Annotated in this window: 21 protein-coding genes; 11 read left to right on the forward strand and 10 right to left on the reverse strand. The window is 71.7% G+C overall.

The genetic code is table 11. The annotated features are described in order from the left end of the window. The first annotated feature begins 4 nt into the window (after positions 1-4). From ACFZP7_RS23365 to ACFZP7_RS23380, 4 genes are all read left to right on the forward strand, one after another. Positions 5-1,282, forward strand: a complete 1,278-nt coding sequence (locus ACFZP7_RS23365) for an extracellular solute-binding protein (RefSeq protein WP_019326957.1) — start codon at positions 5-7, stop codon at positions 1,280-1,282. A gap of 97 nt (positions 1,283-1,379) precedes the next feature. Then, positions 1,380-2,366: a carbohydrate ABC transporter permease gene (locus ACFZP7_RS23370; protein ID WP_385635525.1), complete on the forward strand. Its 987-nt coding sequence runs from the start codon at positions 1,380-1,382 to the stop codon at positions 2,364-2,366. Continuing rightward, a complete protein-coding gene (locus ACFZP7_RS23375; RefSeq protein ID WP_019326954.1) occupies positions 2,363-3,193 on the forward strand; it encodes a carbohydrate ABC transporter permease in 831 nt (276 codons plus the stop codon). The genes ACFZP7_RS23370 and ACFZP7_RS23375 overlap by 4 nt, the downstream gene beginning before the upstream one ends. Positions 3,194-3,201: 8 nt before the next feature. Beyond that, entirely contained in the window at positions 3,202-4,692 is a 1,491-nt protein-coding gene (locus ACFZP7_RS23380) for a glycoside hydrolase family 3 protein (RefSeq protein ID WP_125536411.1), read from the forward strand. A gap of 270 nt (positions 4,693-4,962) precedes the next feature. Here the strand turns inward: ACFZP7_RS23380 and nagB are convergent, their stop codons facing one another. Both nagB and ACFZP7_RS23390 read right to left on the reverse strand, forming a co-directional pair. Continuing rightward, positions 4,963-5,748 carry a glucosamine-6-phosphate deaminase gene (nagB, locus tag ACFZP7_RS23385; protein WP_030974838.1) on the reverse strand — a complete coding sequence of 262 codons (786 nt, stop codon included), beginning with the start codon at positions 5,746-5,748 and terminating at the stop codon, positions 4,963-4,965. A 141-nt stretch (positions 5,749-5,889) separates the two neighbouring features. After that, a complete protein-coding gene (locus tag ACFZP7_RS23390) occupies positions 5,890-6,642 on the reverse strand; it encodes an SDR family oxidoreductase (protein WP_193516499.1) in 753 nt (250 codons plus the stop codon). Between the two features lie 95 nt (positions 6,643-6,737). On the opposite strand from ACFZP7_RS23390, the gene ACFZP7_RS23395 reads away from it, so the two are divergent. Both ACFZP7_RS23395 and ACFZP7_RS23400 read left to right on the forward strand, forming a co-directional pair. Continuing rightward, positions 6,738-7,376, forward strand: a complete 639-nt coding sequence (locus tag ACFZP7_RS23395) for a TetR/AcrR family transcriptional regulator (RefSeq protein ID WP_385635528.1) — start codon at positions 6,738-6,740, stop codon at positions 7,374-7,376. 426 nt (positions 7,377-7,802) lie between these two features. Continuing rightward, complete coding sequence (locus tag ACFZP7_RS23400) at positions 7,803-9,278, forward strand: sensor histidine kinase (RefSeq protein WP_029393672.1); 1,476 nt, start codon at positions 7,803-7,805, stop codon at positions 9,276-9,278. Between the two features lie 222 nt (positions 9,279-9,500). On the opposite strand, the gene ACFZP7_RS23405 is transcribed toward ACFZP7_RS23400, so the two are convergent. Together ACFZP7_RS23405 and ACFZP7_RS23410 are read right to left on the reverse strand one after the other, a co-directional pair. Then, positions 9,501-9,758 carry a WhiB family transcriptional regulator gene (locus tag ACFZP7_RS23405; RefSeq protein ID WP_003973730.1) on the reverse strand — a complete coding sequence of 86 codons (258 nt, stop codon included), beginning with the start codon at positions 9,756-9,758 and terminating at the stop codon, positions 9,501-9,503. 319 nt (positions 9,759-10,077) lie between these two features. Further along, entirely contained in the window at positions 10,078-11,046 is a 969-nt protein-coding gene (locus tag ACFZP7_RS23410) for a diacylglycerol kinase family protein (protein WP_029393671.1), read from the reverse strand. Between the two features lie 152 nt (positions 11,047-11,198). On the opposite strand from ACFZP7_RS23410, the gene ACFZP7_RS23415 reads away from it, so the two are divergent. Next, a complete protein-coding gene (locus ACFZP7_RS23415; protein ID WP_019326947.1) occupies positions 11,199-11,645 on the forward strand; it encodes a hypothetical protein in 447 nt (148 codons plus the stop codon). A 76-nt stretch (positions 11,646-11,721) separates the two neighbouring features. Here ACFZP7_RS23415 and ACFZP7_RS23420 read toward each other — a convergent pair whose 3' ends face one another. The 3 genes from ACFZP7_RS23420 to ACFZP7_RS23430 form a co-directional block, all read right to left on the reverse strand. After that, positions 11,722-12,810, reverse strand: a complete 1,089-nt coding sequence (locus ACFZP7_RS23420) for an RNA polymerase sigma factor SigF (RefSeq protein WP_078494961.1) — start codon at positions 12,808-12,810, stop codon at positions 11,722-11,724. Next, positions 12,807-13,220 (reverse strand): anti-sigma regulatory factor, encoded by a 414-nt coding sequence (locus tag ACFZP7_RS23425; protein ID WP_019326945.1) that lies wholly within the window; start codon positions 13,218-13,220, stop codon positions 12,807-12,809. Before ACFZP7_RS23425 ends, ACFZP7_RS23420 begins: the two co-directional genes overlap by 4 nt. Positions 13,221-13,470: 250 nt before the next feature. Continuing rightward, on the reverse strand, positions 13,471-13,731 hold the full coding sequence (locus tag ACFZP7_RS23430; RefSeq protein WP_019326944.1) for a UBP-type zinc finger domain-containing protein: 261 nt from the start codon (positions 13,729-13,731) through the stop codon (positions 13,471-13,473). Positions 13,732-13,792: 61 nt separating this feature from the next. Between ACFZP7_RS23430 and ACFZP7_RS23435 the strand changes: the two genes are divergently transcribed. Then, complete coding sequence (locus ACFZP7_RS23435) at positions 13,793-15,385, forward strand: Na+/H+ antiporter (protein WP_385635530.1); 1,593 nt, start codon at positions 13,793-13,795, stop codon at positions 15,383-15,385. On the opposite strand, the gene ACFZP7_RS23440 is transcribed toward ACFZP7_RS23435, so the two are convergent. Continuing rightward, a complete protein-coding gene (locus tag ACFZP7_RS23440) occupies positions 15,382-16,380 on the reverse strand; it encodes a 1-aminocyclopropane-1-carboxylate deaminase/D-cysteine desulfhydrase (protein ID WP_385635532.1) in 999 nt (332 codons plus the stop codon). The two genes, ACFZP7_RS23435 and ACFZP7_RS23440, sit on opposite strands and share 4 nt — an antisense overlap. A 37-nt stretch (positions 16,381-16,417) precedes the next feature. Further along, positions 16,418-16,996 (reverse strand): N-acetylmuramoyl-L-alanine amidase, encoded by a 579-nt coding sequence (locus tag ACFZP7_RS23445; protein WP_086875360.1) that lies wholly within the window; start codon positions 16,994-16,996, stop codon positions 16,418-16,420. Between the two features lie 327 nt (positions 16,997-17,323). Here ACFZP7_RS23445 and ACFZP7_RS23450 point away from each other — a divergent pair, with 327 nt between their 5' ends. From ACFZP7_RS23450 to ACFZP7_RS23460, 3 genes are all read left to right on the forward strand, one after another. Next, on the forward strand, positions 17,324-18,730 hold the full coding sequence (locus tag ACFZP7_RS23450; protein ID WP_019326940.1) for a family 2B encapsulin nanocompartment shell protein: 1,407 nt from the start codon (positions 17,324-17,326) through the stop codon (positions 18,728-18,730). A gap of 88 nt (positions 18,731-18,818) precedes the next feature. Further along, on the forward strand, positions 18,819-19,952 hold the full coding sequence (locus tag ACFZP7_RS23455) for a family 2 encapsulin nanocompartment cargo protein polyprenyl transferase (protein WP_371847621.1): 1,134 nt from the start codon (positions 18,819-18,821) through the stop codon (positions 19,950-19,952). Positions 19,953-20,212: 260 nt separating this feature from the next. Beyond that, on the forward strand, positions 20,213-20,839 hold the full coding sequence (locus ACFZP7_RS23460) for a GNAT family N-acetyltransferase (RefSeq protein ID WP_385635534.1): 627 nt from the start codon (positions 20,213-20,215) through the stop codon (positions 20,837-20,839). Positions 20,840-20,952: 113 nt separating this feature from the next. Here the strand turns inward: ACFZP7_RS23460 and sodN are convergent, their stop codons facing one another. After that, positions 20,953-21,348, reverse strand: coding sequence for a superoxide dismutase, Ni (sodN, locus tag ACFZP7_RS23465; protein WP_019326937.1), 396 nt, complete (start codon positions 21,346-21,348; stop codon positions 20,953-20,955). Positions 21,349-21,452: the final 104 nt, after the last annotated feature.

Here is a 21,452-nt window from a genome sequence, read left to right on the forward strand (position 1 = left end):
TGGCGTGAAGCGCAAGCTGATAGCCGCGATCGGTATCGCGGGCATGATGGTCTCGGTCGCGGCGTGCGGGGGCGACAGCGACGACGGAGGCAAGAAGGCCGGGGCGGACGGCTACGCGGGTGAGACGCTCACCGTGTGGGTGATGGACGGCTCCTCGCCCGACCAGTGGCAGAAGGACGTGGCCGCGGAGTTCGAGTCGAAGACCAAGGCCAAGGTCAAGTTCGAGGTCCAGACGTGGAACGGCATCCAGCAGAAGCTGACCACGGCCCTGTCCGAGGAGAACCCGCCCGACGTCTTCGAGATCGGCAACACCCAGACGCCGGCCTACGCCAAGACCGGCGGCCTCGCCGACCTCGCCGACCTGAAGAGCACGCTCGGCCAGGACTGGTCCGAGTCCCTCAACGAGTCCGCGGTCTTCGACGGCAAGCAGTACGCGGCTCCGTGGTTCGTGGTCAACCGCGTCGTCGTCTACAACAAGAAGGTCTGGGCGGACGCGGGCATCAAGGACACCCCCAAGACCCGCGACGAGTTCTACGACGACCTCAAGACCATCGGTGAGAAGACCGACGCCGAGCCGATCTACCTGCCCGGCCAGAACTGGTACCACTTCGTCGGCCTGGCCATCGGCGAGGGCGCCGAGCTGGTCAAGAAGGACGGCGACAAGTATGTCTCCAACCTGGCCGACCCGAAGGTCGCCGCCGCCATGGAGACCTACCAGAAGTTCCAGTCCCTCTCCAAGGCCCCCAAGGACAAGGACGAGGCCACCCCGCAGCAGGGCGAGGTCTTCGCCAAGGGCAACGTCGGCGCCTTCATCGGCATGGGCTGGGAAGCCGGCATCGCCATCGAGGCCAACCCGGCGATCGAGAAGGACCTCGGCTACTTCACCATCCCGGGTGAGACCGCCGACAAGCCCGAGGGCGTCTTCCTCGGCGGCTCCAACCTCGCCGTCGCCGCGGGCAGCAAGAAGCAGGACCTCGCCAAGGAGTTCCTGAAGATCGCCCTGTCCGACAAGAACGAGGGCGCGCTGGCCAAGGCCAACGGCGTCATCCCGAACAAGGACGCGCTGCAGAGCAACCTCAAGGGCAACGCCGCCGCCGAGGCCGCCGCGCCGGCCGCCGCGGGCGGTGGCACCACGCCGCTGATCCCGGAGTGGGCCGCGGTCGAGAACCCGCCCAACCCGGTCAAGACCTACATGACCGCCGTGCTGAACGGTAAGTCGCCGGCCGAGGCGGCCGAGCAGGTCGAGGAAGAGTTCAACAAGCGCCTGTCGCAGGAGCAGTAACACCGGGTGCGCCGGGGCGGGGAGGCCGGACCAAGGCCCCCGCCCCGGCGACCGTACGCGGGTCGACGTACACAGGTCGAGAAGAGAGAACGCGAGCATGACCGTGCAGACCGAACGGCCGCCCTCCGGCCCGGCGGACGTCCGCAAGGCGGACGACGGGGGAGCCGGCAGGCCGAAACCCACAGCCGCGTCGCGCGCCGGCGCGTTCGCCCCGTACCTGTTGCTGCTGCCCGCCTGCGCGGCCACCGTGCTGCTGCTCGGCTGGCCGCTGCTGAAGGACCTCCTGCTGTCCTTCCAGAACCTCAACATGGCGCAGCTGATCCAGCACGTCACCGAGTGGAACGGCATCGAGAACTACGAGGAGACCCTCACCAGCGAGCAGTTCTGGCGGGTCACCCTCCGCTCGATCCTCTTCACCGCGACCAACGTCGTGCTGATCATGATCGGCGGCACGCTGATCGGGCTGCTGCTCGCCCGCCTCGGCAGGCGGATGCGGTTCACCCTGCTGATCGGCCTGGTGCTGGCCTGGGCGATGCCGGTCGTGGCCGCGACCACCGTCTACCAGTGGCTGTTCGCCCAGCGCTTCGGCGTCGTCAACTGGGTGCTGGACAAGCTCGGCTGGCACTCGATGGCCGACTACAGCTGGACCAGCAGCCAGATGTCGACGTTCTTCGTCGTCACCGTGCTGATCGTCTGGATGTCCATCCCGTTCGTCGCGATCAACCTCTACGCGGCGACCACCACGATCCCGAACGAGCTGTACGAGGCCGCGTCCCTCGACGGCGCCGGCGTCTGGCGCAGCTTCACCACGGTCACCATGCCGTTCCTGCGCCCCTTCCTGTACGCCACGACCTTCCTGGAGATCATCTGGGTCTTCAAGGCGTTCGTGCAGGTCTACACCTTCAACGAGGGCGGCCCCGACCGGCTCACCGAGATCCTGCCCGTCTACGCCTACGTCGAGGGCGTCGGCAACCAGCACTACGGCATGGGCGCGGCGATCGCCGTCCTGACCATCCTGATCCTGCTCGGCCTGACCTCCTACTACCTCAGGATCGTGCTCAAGCAAGAGGAGGACGAGCTGTGAAGCGCTCGCTCTTCGGCCGCGTCTGGCCCAACGCCACGGCCGTCGTCCTGTTCATCGGCCTCGTCTTCCCGGTGTACTGGATGTTCTCCACCTCGCTCAAGCCGAGGGGCGACATCCTCGCGGAGAACCCGGTCTGGTTCCCGACGGACATCACCTTCGAGCACTTCCGGACGGCGACCGAGGCCGACCACTTCTGGACCTACGTCACCAACTCGCTGACCGTCACCGTCCTGGCCGTCGTCTTCTCGCTGATCATCGCGCTGGCCGGCTCCTTCGCCCTGGCGCGCATGCGGTTCAAGGGGCGGCGCGGCTTCATCATCGGCTTCATGCTGGCCCAGATGGCGCCCTGGGAGGTCATGGTCATCGCGATGTACATGATCGTGCGCGACGCCTCGATGCTGAACAGCCTGGTGCCGCTCACGCTCTTCTACATGATGATGATCCTGCCCTTCACCATCCTGACGCTGCGCGGCTTCGTCGCCGCCGTGCCCAAGGAGCTGGAGGAGTCGGCGATGGTCGACGGCTGCACCCGCGTCCAGGCGTTCCGCCGGGTCATCCTGCCGCTGCTCGCGCCCGGACTGATGTCCACCTCGCTGTTCGGCTTCATCACGGCCTGGAACGAGTTCGCCCTCGTCCTGGTGCTCAACAAGGACGCCGAGGCCAAGACGCTGCCCCTGTGGCTGTCCAGCTTCCAGACCCAGTTCGGCGACGACTGGGGTGCGACCATGGCCGCCTCGTCCCTCTTCGCCATCCCGATCCTGATCCTCTTCGTCTTCCTGCAGCGCAAGGCCGTCAGCGGCCTGACCGCCGGCGCAGTGAAGGGATAACGCCACCGATGACGACCATCGCCAGGGCCACCGACACCCTCACGCGCGACGCGCTCGCCGTCCTCCAGCCCGGCTTCACCGGCACCACCGCCCCCGACTGGCTGCTGCGCCGCCTCGGCGAGGGGCTGGCGTCCGTCGCCCTGTTCGGGCGCAACGTCCGCACGCCCGAGCAGGTGGCCGCGCTGACCGCGCGACTGCGCGCCGAGCGCGAGGACGTGCTGGTGGCCATCGACGAGGAGGGCGGCGACGTCACCCGCCTGGAGGTGCGCACCGGCTCCTCCTTCCCCGGCAACCTCGCCCTCGGCGCGGTGGACGACGTCGGGCTCACCCGCGCGGTGGCCGCGGAACTGGGCCGCCGGCTCGCCGAGTGCGGGGTGAACTTCAACTGGGCCCCGTCCGCCGACGTGAACTCCAACCCGGACAACCCGGTCATCGGCGTCCGCTCGTTCGGCTCCGGTACGGATCTGGTCGCCCGGCACACCGCCGCCTACGTCACCGGTCTGCAGTCGTCCGGCGTGGCCGCCTGCACCAAGCACTTCCCCGGGCACGGCGACACGGCCGTCGACTCCCACCACGCCGTGCCCCGCATCGACGTGGACGCCGCGGTGCTGGCCGAACGCGACCTGGTGCCCTTCCGCGCGGCCATCGCGGCCGGCAGCCGCGCGGTGATGAGCGCCCACATCCTGGTCCCGGCACTGGACCCGGACCGTCCGGCAACGTTGTCCCGCCGCGTCCTCACCGATCTGCTCCGCGGTGAACTGGGGTACGACGGGCTCATCGTCACCGACGGCATCGAGATGAAGGCCATCGCCGGCACGTACGGCATCGAACGCGGCACGGTGCTGGCCATCGCGGCCGGAGCCGACGCCATCTGCGTCGGCGGGGGCCTGTCCGACGAGGGCACCGTGCGGCGGCTGAGCGACGCCCTGGTCGAAGCGGTCCGCGCGGGCGAGCTGTCCGAGGAGCGCCTCGCCGACGCGGCGGACCGCGTGCGGGCGCTGGCCCGCTGGACCGCGTCCAACCGCCCGGACGCCGGGGCCCGGGACACCGCGGACGGCGACGTCGGCCTGCGGGCGGCCCGCCGCGCCCTGCGCGTCACCGCCGCGGGGGAGTACACCCCGGTCACGGAGGCGCCCTACGTCGCCGCGCTCGCTCCGGTCGCGAACATCGCGGTCGGCGACGAGACGCCCTGGGGCATCGCCGCCGAGCTGACGCGGCTGCTCCCCGGGACGGAGACCGGCAGCTTCACCGGTCCGGACGCGGGGAACGAGGTGCTGGCCGCCGCCGGGAAGCGCCGGATCGTGGCCGTGGTCCGCGACGAGCACCGGCACCCGTGGATGGGGGCGGCCCTGGACACCGTGCTGGCGGCGCGCCCCGACACGATCGTGGTCGAGATGGGCGTCCCCCGTGCCGAGCCCCGCGGCTCCCTCCACCTGGCCACCCATGGAGCGGCCCGCGTCTGCGGCCGCGCGGCGGCGGAGGCCGTCGCGGGCGTGTAGCGACCGGTCCCAGCCGTACGTACGGCGAGGTGCTGTACGTAGGGCGAGGTGCTGTACGTACGGCAAGGCGCCGCACGGCGCGAGGTGCTCTGTGTACGACGAGGCGCTGTGCCCTGATCCGGGGTACGGCGCCTTGCGCGTGCCCGCCGGAGTCCCGCGGCCCGGGAGGTCCCGCAGCCGGGGAGTCGCGGACGCGGCGAAGGGCGCCGCCCCCGCCGGGGACGGCGCCCTTCGCACACGCCGCTGTCCGGCCCGACGGGCCGGGAGCGGTCAGATGCCCTGCCAGTCGGGCTTGTGGGCGTAGGTGTGCCGGAAGTAGTCGGCGAGCTTCAGCTTGGCGGCCGCGGCCTCGTCCACGACGACCGTGGCGTGCGGGTGGAGCTGGAGCGCGGAGGCCGGACACACCGCCGCGACCGGCCCCTCGACACTGGCGGCCACCGCGTCCGCCTTGCCCTCGCCGGTGGCGAGGAGCACCACGTGCCGCGCCTCCAGGATGGTGCCGATGCCCTGGGTGATCACGTGGTGCGGCACCTGGTCGATGTCGCCGTCGAAGAAGCGGGCGTTGTCGAGGCGGGTCTGCTCGGTCAGCGTCTTGATCCGGGTGCGCGAGGCGAGCGAGGAGCACGGCTCGTTGAAGCCGATGTGCCCGTCCGTGCCGATCCCCAGCAGCTGGAGGTCGACCCCGCCGGCCTCGCCCAGCGCCCTGTCGTACGCCTCGCACGCGTCCTGCACGTCCGTCGCCGTGCCGTCGGGGCCCATGAACGCGTCCATGCTGATGCCGAGCGGCTCCAGCACCTCGCGCCGCAGCACCGAGCGGTACGACTCCGGGTGCTCCGCCGGGAGCCCCACGTACTCGTCGAGCTGGGCGATCCGGGCCCGCGCGGTGTCCACGGCGCCCGAGCGCACCTTCCCCGCCAGTGCCTCGTACACCGGCAGCGGCGTCGAGCCGGTGGCCACGCCGAGCAGGGCGTCGGGCTTGCGCCGGAGCAGCTGCGCCATGGCCTCGGCGATCAGCTCGCCGCCCGCCTTGGCGTCGGGAACGATGACAACTTCCACGCTGGCCTGCCGTTTCGAAGAGAGGACTCACCCGGGGTCCGGGACTGGCTATGTGGTTTAGACCAATCTAACAGAGCCGGACCCCGCGGGCGCGTCGAAACGGTCAGGCGGCGGCCCGTCGGCAGCGGCCCCGCTCCGGTGTCACGTCAGCGAACCCCCGGTCACGTCCACCCAGCTCCCCGTGACCCATCTGCCGTCGTGCGAGGCGAGGAAGGCGACCACGTCGGCCACCTCGGCCGGAGCCCCCACCCCGCCCAGGGCGGAGAACGCCGCGGCCCGCTTCCAGCCGTCCGCGCTGCCGTGCAGCAGCTCGGCCGTGTTGTCCGTGTCGATGATCCCGGGCGCCACCGAGTTCACCGTGATGGAGCGGGCGCCGAGGATCTTGGAGAGATCACGCGAGAAGACGTCCAGCGCGCCCTTGGTCATCGCGTACGCCATGTTGTCCGGCATCGCCGCGGTGCGGGCCAGCCCCGAGGAGATGTTGACGACCCGGCCGCCGTCGCGCAGCCGCCGCATGCCGTGCTTGAGGATGAAGAACGGCGCCCTCACATTGACCGCGAAGACCGCGTCGTACTCCTCCTCGCTTATCTCCTCGATGGGGCGCGTGCTGCCGATCCCGGCGTTGTTCACCAGGACGTCCAGCCCGTCGGCGTGCCGGTCGAACTCCTCCCACAGCGTCCGGGCCGCCCCGGGGGCGCGCAGATCCGCCCGGATCGCGAACGCCGAGCCGCCCGCCGCCTCGATCGCGGCGACCGTCTCCCTCGCCGCCGCCCCGTCGCTGCCGTAGTGCACCGCGACCCGCGCGCCGTCGCGTCCCAGCCGCTCCGCGATCCCTCGCCCGATGCCCCTGCTCGCCCCCGTGACGAGAGCCGTCCTGCCCGTGAACACGCCCATGCCGGCGCCCCCTTCGAATTTGCTAGCGGTCGCTACAGAAATGACCGTACAGCAGGCCGCTGACATTTCTCTAGTGCTCGCTATAAAATGTGCCCATGGTGAGCAGCGAGAAGAGCGCGCGGGCCGGAGCGCCGGGGCGAAGGGCCGGGACGCGTGGACGCCCCCGCTCCTTCGACCGCGCGACGGCTCTGGAGAAGGCGCTGATGGCCTTCTGGGAGCACGGGTACGAGGCGACGTCGGTCTCCGACCTCACCCGGGTCATGGACATCGGCGCCCCGAGTCTCTACGCGGCCTTCGGCGACAAGCGGTCCCTCTTCGAGGAGGTCGTCCAGGAGTACGGCGCGCGCTACGGCTCCTTCGGTGCCCGCGCCCTCGCCGAGGAGCCGACCGCCCGGGCGGGCGCCGCCCGGATGCTGCGCGAGGCCGCGGCCGAGTACACCGCCCCCGGACGCCCGCACGGCTGCCTGGTCGTCCACGCGGCCGCCAACTGCTCGACCCCCGAGGTCGAGGAGTCGCTGCGTCGCCGGCGCAACGCCAACATCGCCGAGATCCAGACCCGGATCGAGGCCGACGTCGCCGCGGGCGTGCTGCCGTCCGACACCGACGCCACCGCCCTCGCCCGGCACACGGGCGCCATGATCCAGGGCATGTCCCAGCAGGCGCGCGACGGCGCGAGCCGGGCGGAGCTGGAGGCGCTCGCGGAAATAGCCCTGGCCGTCTGGCCCCGCGCGTGAGCCGACGGGGTTAGGCTTCTGCCGGATGCTCGGACGTCCGAGCAGTCGGTGGAGCGCGAGGGAACAAGCGCCGTCCGCCGCATGGACACGGCGAGTGGTCTAGTCCACAATGGCGAGTGAGACACGTGCCGCGAGTCTCACGCAAGGTGATCGTCAGGCTTCCGCCTTCCCCGCACAGGAGGGCGGACCGAGGAACCGGTGCTCTCTGCCCTGACTGCCCCGGCTCCTCACCCTTCGGCCGACCGGGACCGCACACCCCACGGCCGTTGTTGCTCCGGGCTGCGGTGCCGGGAGGGTTGAGGGTCCCTCTCAGGCGCCGCGGCCCGCGGGTGTTTCCGGGGCCCGGAGCGCGGCGGGAAGGGGCCGTGACCGGCGGCGGCCGGCTGATCGCGAACGCTGTCCGAAGCGCCAGGTACGCTCAGCCACGTGCCCTCCATGAACGAACTCGTACGCCAGCACACCGCACTCGACGACTCCGACCTCGAGTGGCTCCACCTGCTGGTCTCGGAGTGGCAGCTCCTCTCCGACCTCTCCTTCGCCGACCTGGTCCTCTGGGTCCCCACCCGCGACGGCACGCGCTATGTCTCCGTGGCCCAGATGCGCCCCAACACCGGCCCGACCTCGTACCAGGACGACATGGTCGGTCACCTCGTCCCGCGCGGCCGGCGCCCCATGCTGGACGCCGCCCTGGACGAGGGCCGCATCGTGCGCGAGGGCGACCCGGAGTGGCGCGAGGAGGTCCCGGTCCGCGTCGAGTCCATCCCGGTGCGCCGCCAGGGCCGCGTCCTCGGTGTCATCGCCCGCAACACCAACCTGCTGACCGTGCGGACGCCGAGCCGCCTGGAGCTCACCTATCTGCAGAGCGCCTCGGACCTCGCCCAGATGATCGCGGCCGGCGCCTTCCCGTTCGAGAACCAGCAGGTCGACATGGACGCCTCACCCCGGGTCGGTGACGGCCTGATCCGGGTCGACGGGGACGGCATCGTCCAGTACGCCTCCCCGAACGCGCTGTCGGCCTACCACCGCATGGGCCTCGCCGCCGACCTGGTCGGCCACCACCTCGGCCGGACCACCGCGGAACTGGCGCCCTCCCGCGGGCCGGTGGACGAGGCGCTCGCCAAGGTGGCCAGCGGCTGGGCCCCCCGGGAGTTCGAGATCGAGGCCCATGACGGGGTCATCCAGTTCCGTGCCATTCCGCTCAAACCCAAGGGCACGCGCATCGGTTCCCTGGTCCTGCTGCGCGATGTGACGGAACTGCGCCGCCGCGAGCGCGAGTTGATCACCAAGGACGCCACCATCCGGGAGATCCACCACCGGGTGAAGAACAACCTCCAGACGGTGGCGGCCCTGCTGCGCCTCCAGGCGCGGCGCATCGAGTCCGACCGGGGCCGCGAGGCGCTGGAGGAGGCCGTGCGCCGGGTCGGCTCCATCGCGATCGTGCACGAGACGCTCTCCCAGAACCTGGACGAGCGCGTGGAGTTCGACGAGATCGCCGACCGGGTGCTGGCGATGGTGGCGGAGATCTCGCCGGGCCGCGTCACCGGCCGGCGCACCGGGCGCTTCGGCATCCTCGACGCCGAGGTGGCGACCCCCCTGTCGATGGTCCTGACCGAGGTCCTGCAGAACGCGCTGGAGCACGGCTTCCGGGAGAGCGACACCGGCACGGTCGAGGTCTCCGCCGTCCGCGGCGGCACCACGAAGGAGGCCCGGCTCCTGGTCACCGTCCAGGACGACGGCGTCGGCCTCCCGGCGGACTTCGACCCGCACCGCTCGGGCAATCTCGGTCTGCAGATCGTGCGCACGCTGGTGGAGGGGGAGCTGGGCGGCAGCTTCGACATGGTCCCCGCCCCCGAGCGCGGCACCCGGGTGATCCTGGACATCCCGGTGCCCACGCAGAAGTAGCGGGGACGGGCCCCGCCCGCCCTCCCCGCACGGCGGGGTGTGGACCGGACCCTCGGCCGTCCGGACAGCAAAAAGCCCCGGACCTGTGAAGGTCCGAGGCCAGTGCTCGTGCGATTCATCGTCCGATGCGCATCGGGGGTACTGCGCGCTGCGGCTCGGGAGCGGGAGTTGTGTACGCGCTGTACACGCCGCCAAGCTCAGGCTGTCAGCAGGGGTGGCTGGTCAGGCGGAGGCCTGACGGGCCCGGTTGCGGGCGGCGCGGCGCTTCATCGCGCGGCGCTCGTCCTCGCTGAGACCACCCCAGACGCCGGAGTCCTGGCCGGACTCGAGCGCCCACTGCAGGCACTGCTCCATGACGGGGCAGCGACGGCAGACGGCCTTGGCTTCCTCGATCTGCAGCAGCGCGGGACCGGTGTTGCCGATGGGGAAGAAGAGCTCGGGGTCTTCCTCGCGGCAAACGGCGCGGTGACGCCAGTCCATGGCTGCTACCTCTCCTTGGTATTACATGCAGGGTGCTTGTGAATGTGAACGCTTTCACGAATCCCTCAACAAGGGAAGGGCCTACCGCCAGGTTGCCCGGCGTGGTCCTGTGATTTGAAGAGGGGTTCCGGTGATCTGTGGAGGCCGGTCTTGCGGGCCGTCCCGATCGCCAAGAAGAGACTCGCAAACCTCGGCGGCGGATACAACCCCTTCCGGAAAGTTTTTTTTGATTCGTCGGTGTCGACTAGGTCACAGCCGTACTTCCATGGGGTGGATCCTGGTCTAAACGTTCGAGTGAAAGGACTTTAGCCCCTTCTGCTCACACAATCACACGCAGTGCACGGCGTACGCCTGTGAACGTCACGCTGGTCCGCAGCCCCAGGTGGTCACCGTCCATCTGAAGGGGCAACGGCACCTTCGAATGCAAGGTGAAGTCGGTCAGGTCGTGCAGGGAGACGGCATGCCGGCCACGGGGCCCGCGCTCGGGGGACGAAGTGAGCAACTGGGTGCCATACCGGGCGACCGCGGCCGTCGACAGCCGGCTGAGGCCGAAGACGTCGAGCGCGGTGTCGAACGAGGCCCGGGGCGACGCGTAGATCGGCCGGTTCCCGAGGAACGTCCAGGGGCAGGTGTTCGAGACTATGGAGAGCACCAGATCGGTGACCGGGTCCTCGCCCGCCCGCTCCAGGGTGATCGTCCCGCTGCGGCGGTGCGGCTCGCCGACGAGCGCGCGCATCACCTGGCGGACGTAGAGCGCGTGCGTCGACTTCTTGCCGCGCTCGCGATGCTGCTCGACCCGGCCGACCACGCCGGCGTCGAAGCCCAGCCCGGCGTTGAAGGTGAACCAGCGGGACGGCACCGCCTCGTCCTCCGTGCCGGGCGTCCCGGAGGCCAGGCCCAGCCCGACCGTGCGCTCGCTGCCGTCGCGCAGCGCGTCCAGCAGGGCGCCGGTGGCCTCCACCGCGTGGTTGGGCAGGCCGAGGGCGCGGGCGAAGACGTTGGTGGAGCCGCCGGGGACCACGGCGAGGCCGGGCAGGTGGTCGGGGTCGGGGCCGGCGTGCAGCAGGCCGTTGACGACCTCGTTCACCGTGCCGTCGCCGCCGAGGGCGACCACCAGCTCGATGTCGTCGCTCTGCGCCGCCTGCCGGCCGAGATCGCGCGCGTGGCCGCGGTACTCGGTGGTGACGGCCTCCAGCTTCATCTCGCTGGCGAGCGCGTGGATCAGCACGTCGCGCGTGCGCGCGCTCGTGGTGGTTGCCGCCGGATTGACCACGAGAAGTGCACGCATGCTGTGCAGGGTACCTACTGGGCGGTACCCGGCCCAGACCGAGGGGGAGATCGGTGCGGGCCCCGGGCGCGCGGTGCGCGGGCCGCGCCCGCCGGCGGCGCCGCGGCGGACGCGCCCGCGGGCACCGGTGCGGCGAGGGCTACCCTGCAGGGGTGAGCAGTGAGCAGAACCCCACCGCAGAAGCCGCCGAAGCGACGGGCCCCCGCCCAGGGCGGCTGACCGCCGCGGCCGCCCTGGCCGCACTGGAGGGGCTGGCGCTCGTCGTGGGCGGCGCCTGGATGCTCGTGGGCGGCCTCACGGGCCACCCCGACGACCGGACCTCCGCCGTCACCGGCGGCGTCACCCTGATCGTCCTCGCCCTGCTGCCGCTGCTCGCCGCCCGCGGGCTGCTCGCGCGGCGGGGCTGGAGCCGGGGGCCCGCCGTCATCACCCAGCTGATGGCGCTGCCCGTGGCCTACAACATGCTCCACTCCGACAGCGTCGCCATCCCGATGGGCATCGCGCTGGCCGTGGTGGCCGTCACGTCCCTGGTGCTCCTGGTCAACCCCGAGACCACCCAGGCCCTCGGCATCCGGGGACCGGGCGGCGCGCGGAAGTAGCAGCCGCCGCCGGACGAAGGTGCGGCGGCCCGATCGCGGGGCGACCGCTTCTGCGCGCTCCCTCGCGCGGGGCCGGCTACTCCTCGACCAGCAGCTTCTCCCGCAGCTGCGCCAGGGTGCGCGCCAGCAGCCGGGAGACGTGCATCTGCGAGATGCCGACCTCCTGCGCGATCTGCGACTGCGTCATGTTGCCGAAGAAGCGCAGCAGCAGGATCCGCTTCTCCCGCGGCGGCAGATCCTCCAGCAGCGGCTTGAGCGACTCCCGGTACTCGACACCCTCCAGCGCCTCGTCCTCGGCCCCGAGGGTGTCCGCGACCGCCGGGGACTCGTCGTCGGTGTCCGGGACGTCCAGGGACAGCGTGGAGTAGGCGTTGGCCGACTCCAGGCCCTCCAGGACCTCCTCCTCGGAGATCGCCAGCTTCTCGGCGAGCTCGTGGACGGTGGGGGAGCGGCCGTGCAACTGCGACAGCTCCGCGGTGGCCGTCGTCAGCGCCAGACGCAGCTCCTGCAGCCGGCGCGGCACACGCACCGCCCAGCCCTTGTCCCGGAAGTGCCGCTTGATCTCGCCGACGACCGTCGGGGTCGCGTACGTGGAGAACTCCACCCCGCGGTCCGGGTCGAAGCGGTCGACCGACTTGATCAGCCCGATGGTGGCGACCTGCGTGAGGTCGTCCAGGGGCTCGCCGCGGTTGCGGAAGCGGCGCGCGAGGTGCTCGACGAGGGGGAGGTGCATGCGGACCAGCCGGTTGCGCAGCTCCGCGTACTCCGGGCTGTCCTTCTCCAGGGTGCGCAGCTCGGCGAAGAGGAGGCGTGCCCCGCTGCGGTCCTGCGGGTCGTGCCGCGTGCTCTGCGTGGCCCGCGCGCCCGGCACCTCGTCCTCGGAGTGTCGCTCGTGCTCGCTCATCGTCCCGCCCGTTGCCCTTTCCCGAGCCTTCGCCTCCGCTCGGACGGGCCGGACGGGGGTGTCGTCCCCGGTCCGCTGCCCGTCGCCCGGGACGACGGCCCCGGGCGGGGCCTCGTCCTCCGGATGCGGCCGGGCCTGCTCGGGGATGCCGTCGATGCCGTCCGCCATGCGGCGGGCCTCGTTGTCGGCACGTGTGCCCTCGGCCGGCCGCTCCCGTGTGCCGCGCTCGTCGTCCCGCACCGGCCCGTCCCCGTTCCTCACGCCGGCCCGGGTCCCGCGCCGCGCTGTTTGTAGAGGCTGATCGAAACGGTGTTGTCCTCGTCCACCGCGGAGGAGACCTTGCCCGCCAGGGCGGACAGCACGGTCCAGGCGAAGGTGTCCCGCGAGGGGGCGTGGCCGTCCGTGGTCGGCGCCGAGACGGTGACCTCGAGCGAGTCGTCGACGAGGCGGAAGACACAACTGAGCACCGAGCCGGGCACGGCCTGCTGCAGCAGGATCGCGCAGGCCTCGTCGACTGCGATGCGCAGGTCCTCGATCTCGTCGAGGGTGAAGTCCAAACGGGCCGCGAGGCCGGCCGTGGCCGTACGCAGCACCGACAGGTAGGCACCCGCGGCCGGCAGCCGGACTTCGACGAAGTCCTGGGTCGCGGGCTCGCCTGCGATCTGGGACACCCTCACCTCCAAGGTGGTACAAGCGTTACAGGGCCGAGGCTCGCCCTCGGGGGTAACGCGACACGTGGTTCAGCGGTGACGTTATCGCGCTCCGAACTTTCCTGTCCCCGAGACCCCAACCCCTTGCTGTCACTCATAGTAAACACATGAACACGCACAGTGGCTAGGGGTTCGGCGGGCTCAAATCGGAAGAGCGCGCGCCGGGTTGACGTACCCAGGCCTCAGACGGTCGAACCGTCCCGGAGCGAGGTCACACGAGTACGTGATCCACGAAACACCAGCGCCAGCTCTCGCCCGGTTCGAAGGTGCGCATCACCGGGTGGCCGGTCTCCTTGTGGTGCGCCCTGGCGTGCTGCCTCGGCGAGGAGTCGCAGCAGCCGACGTGACCGCAGTCGAGGCACAGCCGCAGCTGCACCGGGTCCGTGCCCTCGGCCAGACACTCCGGGCAGGTCGTGCCACGCGGCTCCGGTTCCGGGTGCGGCAGCGCGTCGGCGTGCGTGCACTGTTTCATGATTGCCAGGTTACGACGGGTGTGCGGATCACCGCGCGGAAAACGAGGGCGGGCGAGGACGATGGACGTGATGCCGCTGCTGTTGCTGGTGGCGGGCAGCGCCGCGATCGCGGCGGCGGGACGGCGCCTGCCGGTGCCGGCGCCGCTGCTGCTGGTGGCCGCGGGCCTGGCGGTGAGTTATGTGCCCGGCGTGCCCGACTACACCCTCGACCCGCACATCGTCCTGCCGCTGCTGCTGCCCCCGCTGCTGCACACCGCGGCCACCGACAGCTCCTACCTCGACCTGCGGGCGCAGATGCGGCCCGTGGCGCTGCTGTCCGTCGGCTACGTGCTCTTCGCGACCTTCGTCGTCGGCGCCGCCGCATACCTGATCGTGCCGGGCCTGCCGCTGACCGCGGCCCTGGTGCTCGGCGCGGTGGTGGCGCCGCCCGACGCCGTCGCCGCCACGGCGGTGGCCCGCCGGGTCGGGCTGCCGAACCGGATCACCACGATCCTCCAGGGCGAGTCCCTGGTGAACGACGCCACCGCCATCACCGCCTTCCGGGTGGCGCTCGCCGCGGCGGTCGGGGAGGGCGCCACCTGGGCCGGCGGGATCGCCGAGTTCCTGATCGCCGCGGTCGGCGGCGTCGTCGTCGGCCTGGTGCTGATGGTGCCGCTGCACTGGCTGCGCACGCATGTGAAGGAGGCCCTCCTCCAGAACACGCTCTCGCTGCTCATCCCGTTCGTCGCCTACGCGGCCGCCGAGCAGGTGCACGCGTCCGGGGTGCTCGCGGTGGTGGTCGTCGCGCTCTTCCTCGGCCACCGCGCCTGGGAGGTCGACTTCGCCACCCGTCTCCAGGAGGAGGCGGTCTGGAAGATGGTCGCGTTCGTGCTGGAGTCGTCCGTGTTCGCCCTCATCGGGCTCCAGCTGCCCGTCGTCCTCGACGGCCTCGGGGACTACGAGGGCACCGACGCCGCCTGGTACGCGGTGGCGGTCTTCCTGGTGGTCGCCGCGGCCCGCTTCGTCTGGGTGTACCCCGCGACCTACCTGCCGCGCCTGTCGGCACGCGTCCGGGCGCGTGAGGGGGAACTCTCCTGGAAGGGGCCGTTCGTGATCGGCTGGGCGGGGATGCGGGGCGTGGTGTCCCTGGCCATCGCCTTCTCCATCCCGCTCACCGTCCACGGCGGCGATCCCTTCCCCGAGCGCAACCTCATCCTGTTCCTCACCTTCACCACGGTCATCGGCACCCTGGTCGTCCAGGGCGTCACCCTGCCCCCGCTGATCCGCCTGCTGAAGTTCCCCGCGCACGACGTCCAGGCCGAGACGCTGGCGGAGGCCAACGCCCAGGCCCAGGCGTCCCGCGCCGCCGAGCAGCGCCTCGACGAGCTCCTCGCCGACGAGCGCAATGCCCTGCCGGCCCCCCTCGCCGACCGCCTCCGCACGGTCCTGGAGCGCCGCCGCAACGCCGTCTGGGAACGGCTCGGGCAGGTCAACCCGGTCACCGGGGAAACCGTCGACGACACCTACCGGAGGCTGTCGCGGGAGATGATCGGCGCCGAGCGGGAGGTCTTCGTCCGGCTGCGGGACGGCCGCTACATCGACGACGAGATGCTGCGGACCCTGCTGCGGCGCCTGGACCTGGAGGAGGCGGCGGCGTACCGGGAGACCACCTAGGAAAGGTCCGGCCGCTCCCGCCCGCCGCACGGGCGACGGCGAGACCGGTCGGACAGACCCTCTGGCGGGGCCTCCGGGGCGGCCCGGTCGGGGAACGGGCGGCCGGTGACGACGGCGGCCACCGTCGTCCCGCGCGGGAAGGCGCCCTCCTGGACGAGGGTGACCAGGGCGTGGAGCGTCTTGGCGACGTAGACGCGCTCCACGGGCAGGCCGTGGCGGTGCTCGAAGTCGTCCGCGAAGGACTCGAGCCCGGGGGTGGTGCGGGCGTAGCCGCCGCAGTGGAAGCGGTCGTCGAGGCTCCAGTCCCCGCGCGGCCCGCCGAACGCGCGCTCCTGGAGCCGCCGTACGTCGTCGCCCAGGAATCCGCCCTTGAGCACGGGTACGCCCAGCGCCCGCCGCCCCTCGGGGAGACCGGCGGCCAGCCCCGCGAGCGTGCCGCCGGTGCCACAGGCGAGGGCGACCACGTCGGCGTGCCCGCCCAGCTCCTCGCCGAGCGCCCGGCAGCCGCGGACGGCCGCGGGATTGCTGCCGCCCTCCGGCACCACGACCGCGTCCTCGGCGTCCGCCGCGCGCAGCAGGGACGCCAGGACCTCCGGCTCGGCCTTGCGGCGGTACGTGGCGCGGTCCACGAACCGCAGGCGCATGCCGTCGGCCGCGCACCGGGCCAGCGAGGGGTTGAGCGGCCGCCCGGCCAGTTCCTCACCGCGCACCACGCCCACCGTGGGCAGCCCGAGCAGCCGGCCGGCGGCCGCCGTGGCCCGCAGGTGGTTCGAGTAGGCACCGCCGAAGGTGACGACGGTGCGGCCGGCCGCGGTGGCGAGGTTCGGCGCGAGTTTGCGCCATTTGTTGCCGACCAGGTCCGGGTGGATCAGGTCGTCGCGCTTGAGCAGCAACCGGACCCCGCGCCGTTCGAACCGCGCGTCGGCGACCTCCTGGAGGGGAGAGGGCAGCCGGGGACGCAGGGCGGCGAGGTCGTGGGAGTCGGTGCCGGTCACCCCGCCATTGTCGCGCCGCCCCCGCCCGGCGCGCGCCTCACTTCAGCCGGTCGCGGATCCGCTCCCGCATCGACGCCATCGTGAATCCGCGCGGGTCCACCTTGCCCGGCTGCCATTCGAGATGGCCGATGACGGACCGCTCGTTCCAGCCGTGGTGGCGGCAGATCGCGGCGGCGGCGCGCTCGATCGCCTCCAGCTGCGCGGCCGGCCAGGGGTCGTCGCCGTCGCCGAGGTTCTCGCACTCGAAGCCGTAGAAGTGCCGGTTGCCGTCGGTGTTCGACTCGTTGTCCCGGGGCAGGCCCTTCTCCGCGATCACCGCGCGCAGCACGTCGTCGTCGCCGGGGCCGGCGTGGTTGGCCCGCCCGTAGCCGACGAGATGCACCCGGCCGTCCTTGGTGATGACCCCGTGGCACAGCGGACCCGGCAGCCCCTCGTACCCCTCGCGGCAGATCTCCACGGTCCGCGCGCTGCCCCTGGTGGCCGTGTGATGGATCATCACACCGTGCACGGGCCCCCAGGGCCCCTTGTGGTCGCGGTTGTGATCCCGCCAGTCGCCGACCTGGACGACCGTGAGACCCTCGGCCTTCAGTGCCTTGAGGAAACTGCTCGCGGACATGGGTGAGGCCACGGCCGACTCCTTACGCTGCGCGACGGCCGCCCGGCGCGACCGCCTCGTACGGAGCTTCTACCGAAACGGAGTGCTGCCTACGACTTGTTCGGCCCCTGTGCGAGTCGTTTCGGCCAGAACCAACCCGGCCGACGGCCCTGACCTGCACCGGACAAGTCGGTGATACGCCGATCAAGCCCCCATCCCTGCCCCGCCGCCCGGTGATCCATTCCCGCTCTTTCGGGTAATAGCACCGGCACGCTCCGTGAGGAAGGCTGGTCCCCGCACATCGATGCCGGGCGCAGTCGTCCGGCATGACCGGGAGGGCAATTCCTTATGTCGGTAGGCGAAGAGGTCCGCACAGAGCAGACCAGGCCGCAGCAGAGCCTCGGCACGGCGGCCGCGCGGAACCTGGCCACCACGACCAAGTCCGTTCCCCAGATGCAGGAGATCAGCTCCCGCTGGCTGCTGCGCACACTTCCCTGGGTGGACATCCAGGGCGGCACGTACCGGGTGAACCGACGCATGACCTTCGCGGTCGGCGACGGCCGCGTGACCTTCGTGAAGACCGGCGACCGCGTCGAGGTCATCCCCGCCGAACTGGGCGAACTGCCGGCGCTGCGGTCGTACGAGGACGAGGAGGTCCTCTCCGAACTCGCGCAGCGCTGCACGCAGCGGGAGTTCGGCCCGGGCGAGGTGATCGCCTCGTTCGGCGCCCAGGCCGACGAGGTGTACCTGCTGGCCCACGGCAAGGTGGAGAAGATCGGCACCGGCCCCTACGGCGACGACGCGGTGCTCGGCGTCCTCGCCGACGGCGCGTACTTCGGCGACGAGGCGCTGCTGGACGGGGACGCCATCTGGGAGTACACCGCCCGCACGGTCACCGCCTGCACCGTGCTGGTCCTGCCGCGCCAGGAGGTGGAGCAGATCGCGGAGCGCTCGGACTCGCTCCGCGCCCACCTCGAGGAGCGCCGCTCCCTGCCCCAGCAGCCCACCAACAGGCACGGCGAGAAGGCGATCGACCTCTCCGCCGGCCACAGCGGCGAGCCGGACATCCCGCACACCTTCGTCGACTACGAGGCGCGGCCCCGCGAGTACGAGCTGAGTGTCGCCCAGACCGTGCTGCGCATCCACTCGCGCGTGGCCGACCTCTACAACCAGCCGATGAACCAGACGGAGCAGCAGATCCGGCTGACCGTCGAGGCGTTGAAGGAACGCCAGGAGCACGAGCTGGTCAACAACCGCGAGTTCGGTCTGCTGCACAACTGCGAGTACGACCAGAGGATCCAGCCGCACGACGGCGTCCCCGGACCGGACGACCTCGACGAGCTGCTGAGCCGTCGGCGCGGCACCAAGCTGCTCCTCGCCCACCCGCGGGCCATCGCCGCGATCGGCCGCGAGCTCAACAAGCGCGGCCTCGTCCCGGAGACGATCGACATCGCCGGCAATCGCATCCCCACCTGGCGCGGTGTGCCGATCTACCCGTGCAACAAGATCCCGGTCACCGAGGCCCGTACGACGTCGATCATCGCGATGCGTACCGGCGAGCAGGACCAGGGTGTGATCGGGCTGCGCGCCACCGGCATCCCCGACGAGATCGAGCCGAGTCTGTCGGTGCGCTTCATGGGGATCAACGAGCAGGCCATCATCAAGTACCTGGTCACGGCCTACTACTCGGCCGCCGTCCTGGTGCCGGACGCGCTCGGCATCCTGGAGAACGTCGAGATCGGCCGCTGGCAGTGACGCCAGCCTCCCGAACGCCGTGTTCCCGCCCGCCCGGGCGGGTACACCCCGGGGGTACGGTCGAGGGCGCACGGGGGGAGACGAGTCCATGACGGAGGCTCCGCACGGCATCGCCGGGGCGAAGCCCACGGGCACGCTGGAAAGGCACGGGCGCATCGGCACGCAGCGGGAGGAGGAGCCGGAGGGCACGCCCGACGGGCAGGAGGCGGCCGTGCTCCTGCGGGAGTCCCGGGCGTCGGTCGACCCCGCGCTGCGGACCGCGATCGCGTCGTTGCCCGCCTCCATGCGGCGGATCGCGCTCTACCACTTCGGCTGGCAGCACGCGGACGGCACACCGGCGTCCGGCAACGCGGGCAAGGCGATCCGCCCGGCGCTCGTCCTCGCCTCGGCCGCCGCCCTCGGCGGGCCCACGGCCCGGGCGGCGGCGGTGCCGGCCGCGGCGGCGGTGGAGCTGGTCCACAACTTCACGTTGCTGCACGACGACGTGATGGACCGTGACGCCACCCGGCGCCACCGGCCGACCGCGTGGACCGTGTTCGGGGACGCCGACGCCATCCTCGCCGGGGACGCGCTGCACGCGCTGGCCCTGCGGTCGCTGGCCGTGGACCCGCACCCGGCGTCGGCGGCGGCCGCCGCCCGGCTCGCCGACTGCGTCATGGAGCTCTGCGAGGGCCAGCACGCGGACACGGCCATGGAGCGGCGCGCCCCGGACGAGGTCACCCTCGACGAGACGCTCGTCATGGCCGAGGCCAAGACCGGCGCGCTGCTGGGATGCGCCTGCGCCCTCGGCGCGCTGTACGCGGGGGCGGCCGACGAGGAGGTGGCGGCCCTGGACGCCTTCGGCCGGGCGGCCGGGCTGGCGTTCCAGCTCATCGACGACGTGATCGGCATATGGGGCGACCCGCGCCGCACCGGCAAGCCGGCCGGTGCGGACCTGGCCGCCCGCAAGAAGTCCCTGCCGGTGGTCGCCGCCCTGACCTCCGGCACCCCGGCCGCCGCCGAGCTCGCCGAGCTGTACGCGGCCCCCTACGAGGAGGGCAAGGAGGACCTGGAGCGCAGCGCCCTGGCCGTGGAGCGGGCGGGAGGCCGGGACTGGGCGCAGGCCCAGGCGGCCGACCACATGGCGCGTGCCATGCAGGAGCTGGCCCGTGCCGTGCCCGATCCGGAGGCTGCGGGCGGCCTGCTCGCGCTGGCCGAGTTCGTGACCCGGCGCAGCACCTGATCCTCACGGCCTCCCGGCGCCGCCCAGGCGCCGGGAGGCCGCGGCAGGACCCCGGAGCCCGTGCAGAACCGTACGGACCTGACCGACGTACGGTCGCACCGCCCAGGGCTCCGGTCCGGCGGGTCCCGCACTTCCCCACGGTGTGCGGGGCCCGCCCTCTCGGCGTACGTCCGAGAGCGCGTCCCGTGCCCGCCGGTGCCGACGGCTAGGCTCAACCGCCGTACGGATGAACGGTGTTGGCGCGGAAGGGCGGTCAGGGCATGGGTGTGGCGATCCGGACGGCGGGGGAGGACGACCGGGACACGGTCGTGCGGTTGCTGGACGAGGCGTTCCAGGACGACCCGGTGAGCGGCTGGGTCTTCCCCGGCGAGGAGTACCGCCGCCGGACCCATCACCGGCTCATGGGCGCCTTCACCGACATCGTGCTCGCCGACGGGTGGATCGATCTCACCGAGGACGGCGCGGCCTGCGCGCTGTGGCTGTCGGTGCCCGGGGAGGAGGACGCCCCGGAGGAGCCGGACGAGGAGCCGGCCGAGGACGCGGAGGACGTCCCGGCGCAGGTGCGCGAGGCCGTGGACCCGGACAACGAGCGGGTGGAGTCGATAGCCCGGCTCACGGAGGACATCCACCCCTCGGGGCCGGCCCACGCGTATCTGTGGATGATCGGCGTGGCCCCGGAGCGGCAGGGGGAGGGCCTGGGGACCGCGCTCATCGCGTCGGTCCTGGACCGGTGCGACCGCGAGGGCCTGCCCGCCTATCTGGAGGCGAGCAGCGAACGCAGCAAAGGGCTCTACGAACGTCTCGGCTTCGCGTGCACCGGACGCGTCCTGCACCTGCCGGACGGCCCCCGGATGTGGCCGATGTGGCGTGAGCCGCGACGCTCATGACCGCGGGCCGCACCCGGACCGCGGGGAACGCCGTGCTCGGCGCGCCGCGGACCGGATGCGGCCCGGAAACCGTGCGACTGGGGAAAACGCACGCAAAAGGCCCTGATCGAGGATCAGGCCTTCTTGGTCTCCCAGAAGATCTTGTCGATCTGGGCGATGTAGTCCAGCGCCTTCTGGCCGGTCGCCGGGTCCTTCGAGGCCTTGGCGGCCGACAGGGCCTTCAGGGTGTCGTTGACCAGCTGGTGCAGCTCCGGGTACTTCTCGAAGTGCGGGGGCTTGAAGTAGTCGCTCCACAGCACGGAGACGTGGTGCTTCGCCAGCTCGGCGCGCTGCTCCTTGATGACCGTGGCACGCGTCTGGAAGTGCGGGTCGTCGTTGCCGGCCATCTTCTCCTGCACGGCCTTCACCGACTCCGCCTCGATGCGGGCCTGGGCCGGGTCGTACACACCGCAGGGCAGGTCGCAGTGGGCGCTGACCGTGACCTTGGGGGCAAACAGGCGGGAAAGCATGAAGCGTTCCTTCCTCGTGATCGTCTTCTCAGGGTGGACATTACTCCCTGGGAGGCCCGTTTTCGCGAGTGCCCCCGTGGGCTTAGGACAAAAGTCCGGGGTGA

Source organism: Streptomyces sp. SudanB5_2050 (assembly GCF_964272335.1).
Lineage (GTDB): Bacteria > Actinomycetota > Actinomycetes > Streptomycetales > Streptomycetaceae > Streptomyces > Streptomyces rochei.

Excerpts from the sequence above, each read along its gene's own strand:
- ACFZP7_RS23370 (WP_385635525.1), top strand. The coding sequence starts at position 1,380 with ATGACCGTGCAGACCGAACGGCCGCCCTCCGGCCCGGCGGACGTCCGC.
- ACFZP7_RS23380 (WP_125536411.1), top strand. The coding sequence starts at position 3,202 with ATGACGACCATCGCCAGGGCCACCGACACCCTCACGCGCGACGCGCTC.
- ACFZP7_RS23390 (WP_193516499.1), bottom strand. The coding sequence starts at position 6,642 with ATGGGCGTGTTCACGGGCAGGACGGCTCTCGTCACGGGGGCGAGCAGG.
- ACFZP7_RS23395 (WP_385635528.1), top strand. The coding sequence starts at position 6,738 with ATGGTGAGCAGCGAGAAGAGCGCGCGGGCCGGAGCGCCGGGGCGAAGG.
- ACFZP7_RS23405 (WP_003973730.1), bottom strand. The coding sequence starts at position 9,758 with ATGGACTGGCGTCACCGCGCCGTTTGCCGCGAGGAAGACCCCGAGCTC.
- ACFZP7_RS23410 (WP_029393671.1), bottom strand. The coding sequence starts at position 11,046 with ATGCGTGCACTTCTCGTGGTCAATCCGGCGGCAACCACCACGAGCGCG.
- ACFZP7_RS23430 (WP_019326944.1), bottom strand. The coding sequence starts at position 13,731 with ATGAAACAGTGCACGCACGCCGACGCGCTGCCGCACCCGGAACCGGAG.
- ACFZP7_RS23435 (WP_385635530.1), top strand. The coding sequence starts at position 13,793 with ATGGACGTGATGCCGCTGCTGTTGCTGGTGGCGGGCAGCGCCGCGATC.
- ACFZP7_RS23445 (WP_086875360.1), bottom strand. The coding sequence starts at position 16,996 with ATGTCCGCGAGCAGTTTCCTCAAGGCACTGAAGGCCGAGGGTCTCACG.
- ACFZP7_RS23450 (WP_019326940.1), top strand. The coding sequence starts at position 17,324 with ATGTCGGTAGGCGAAGAGGTCCGCACAGAGCAGACCAGGCCGCAGCAG.
- ACFZP7_RS23455 (WP_371847621.1), top strand. The coding sequence starts at position 18,819 with ATGACGGAGGCTCCGCACGGCATCGCCGGGGCGAAGCCCACGGGCACG.
- ACFZP7_RS23460 (WP_385635534.1), top strand. The coding sequence starts at position 20,213 with ATGGGTGTGGCGATCCGGACGGCGGGGGAGGACGACCGGGACACGGTC.
- sodN (WP_019326937.1), bottom strand. The coding sequence starts at position 21,348 with ATGCTTTCCCGCCTGTTTGCCCCCAAGGTCACGGTCAGCGCCCACTGC.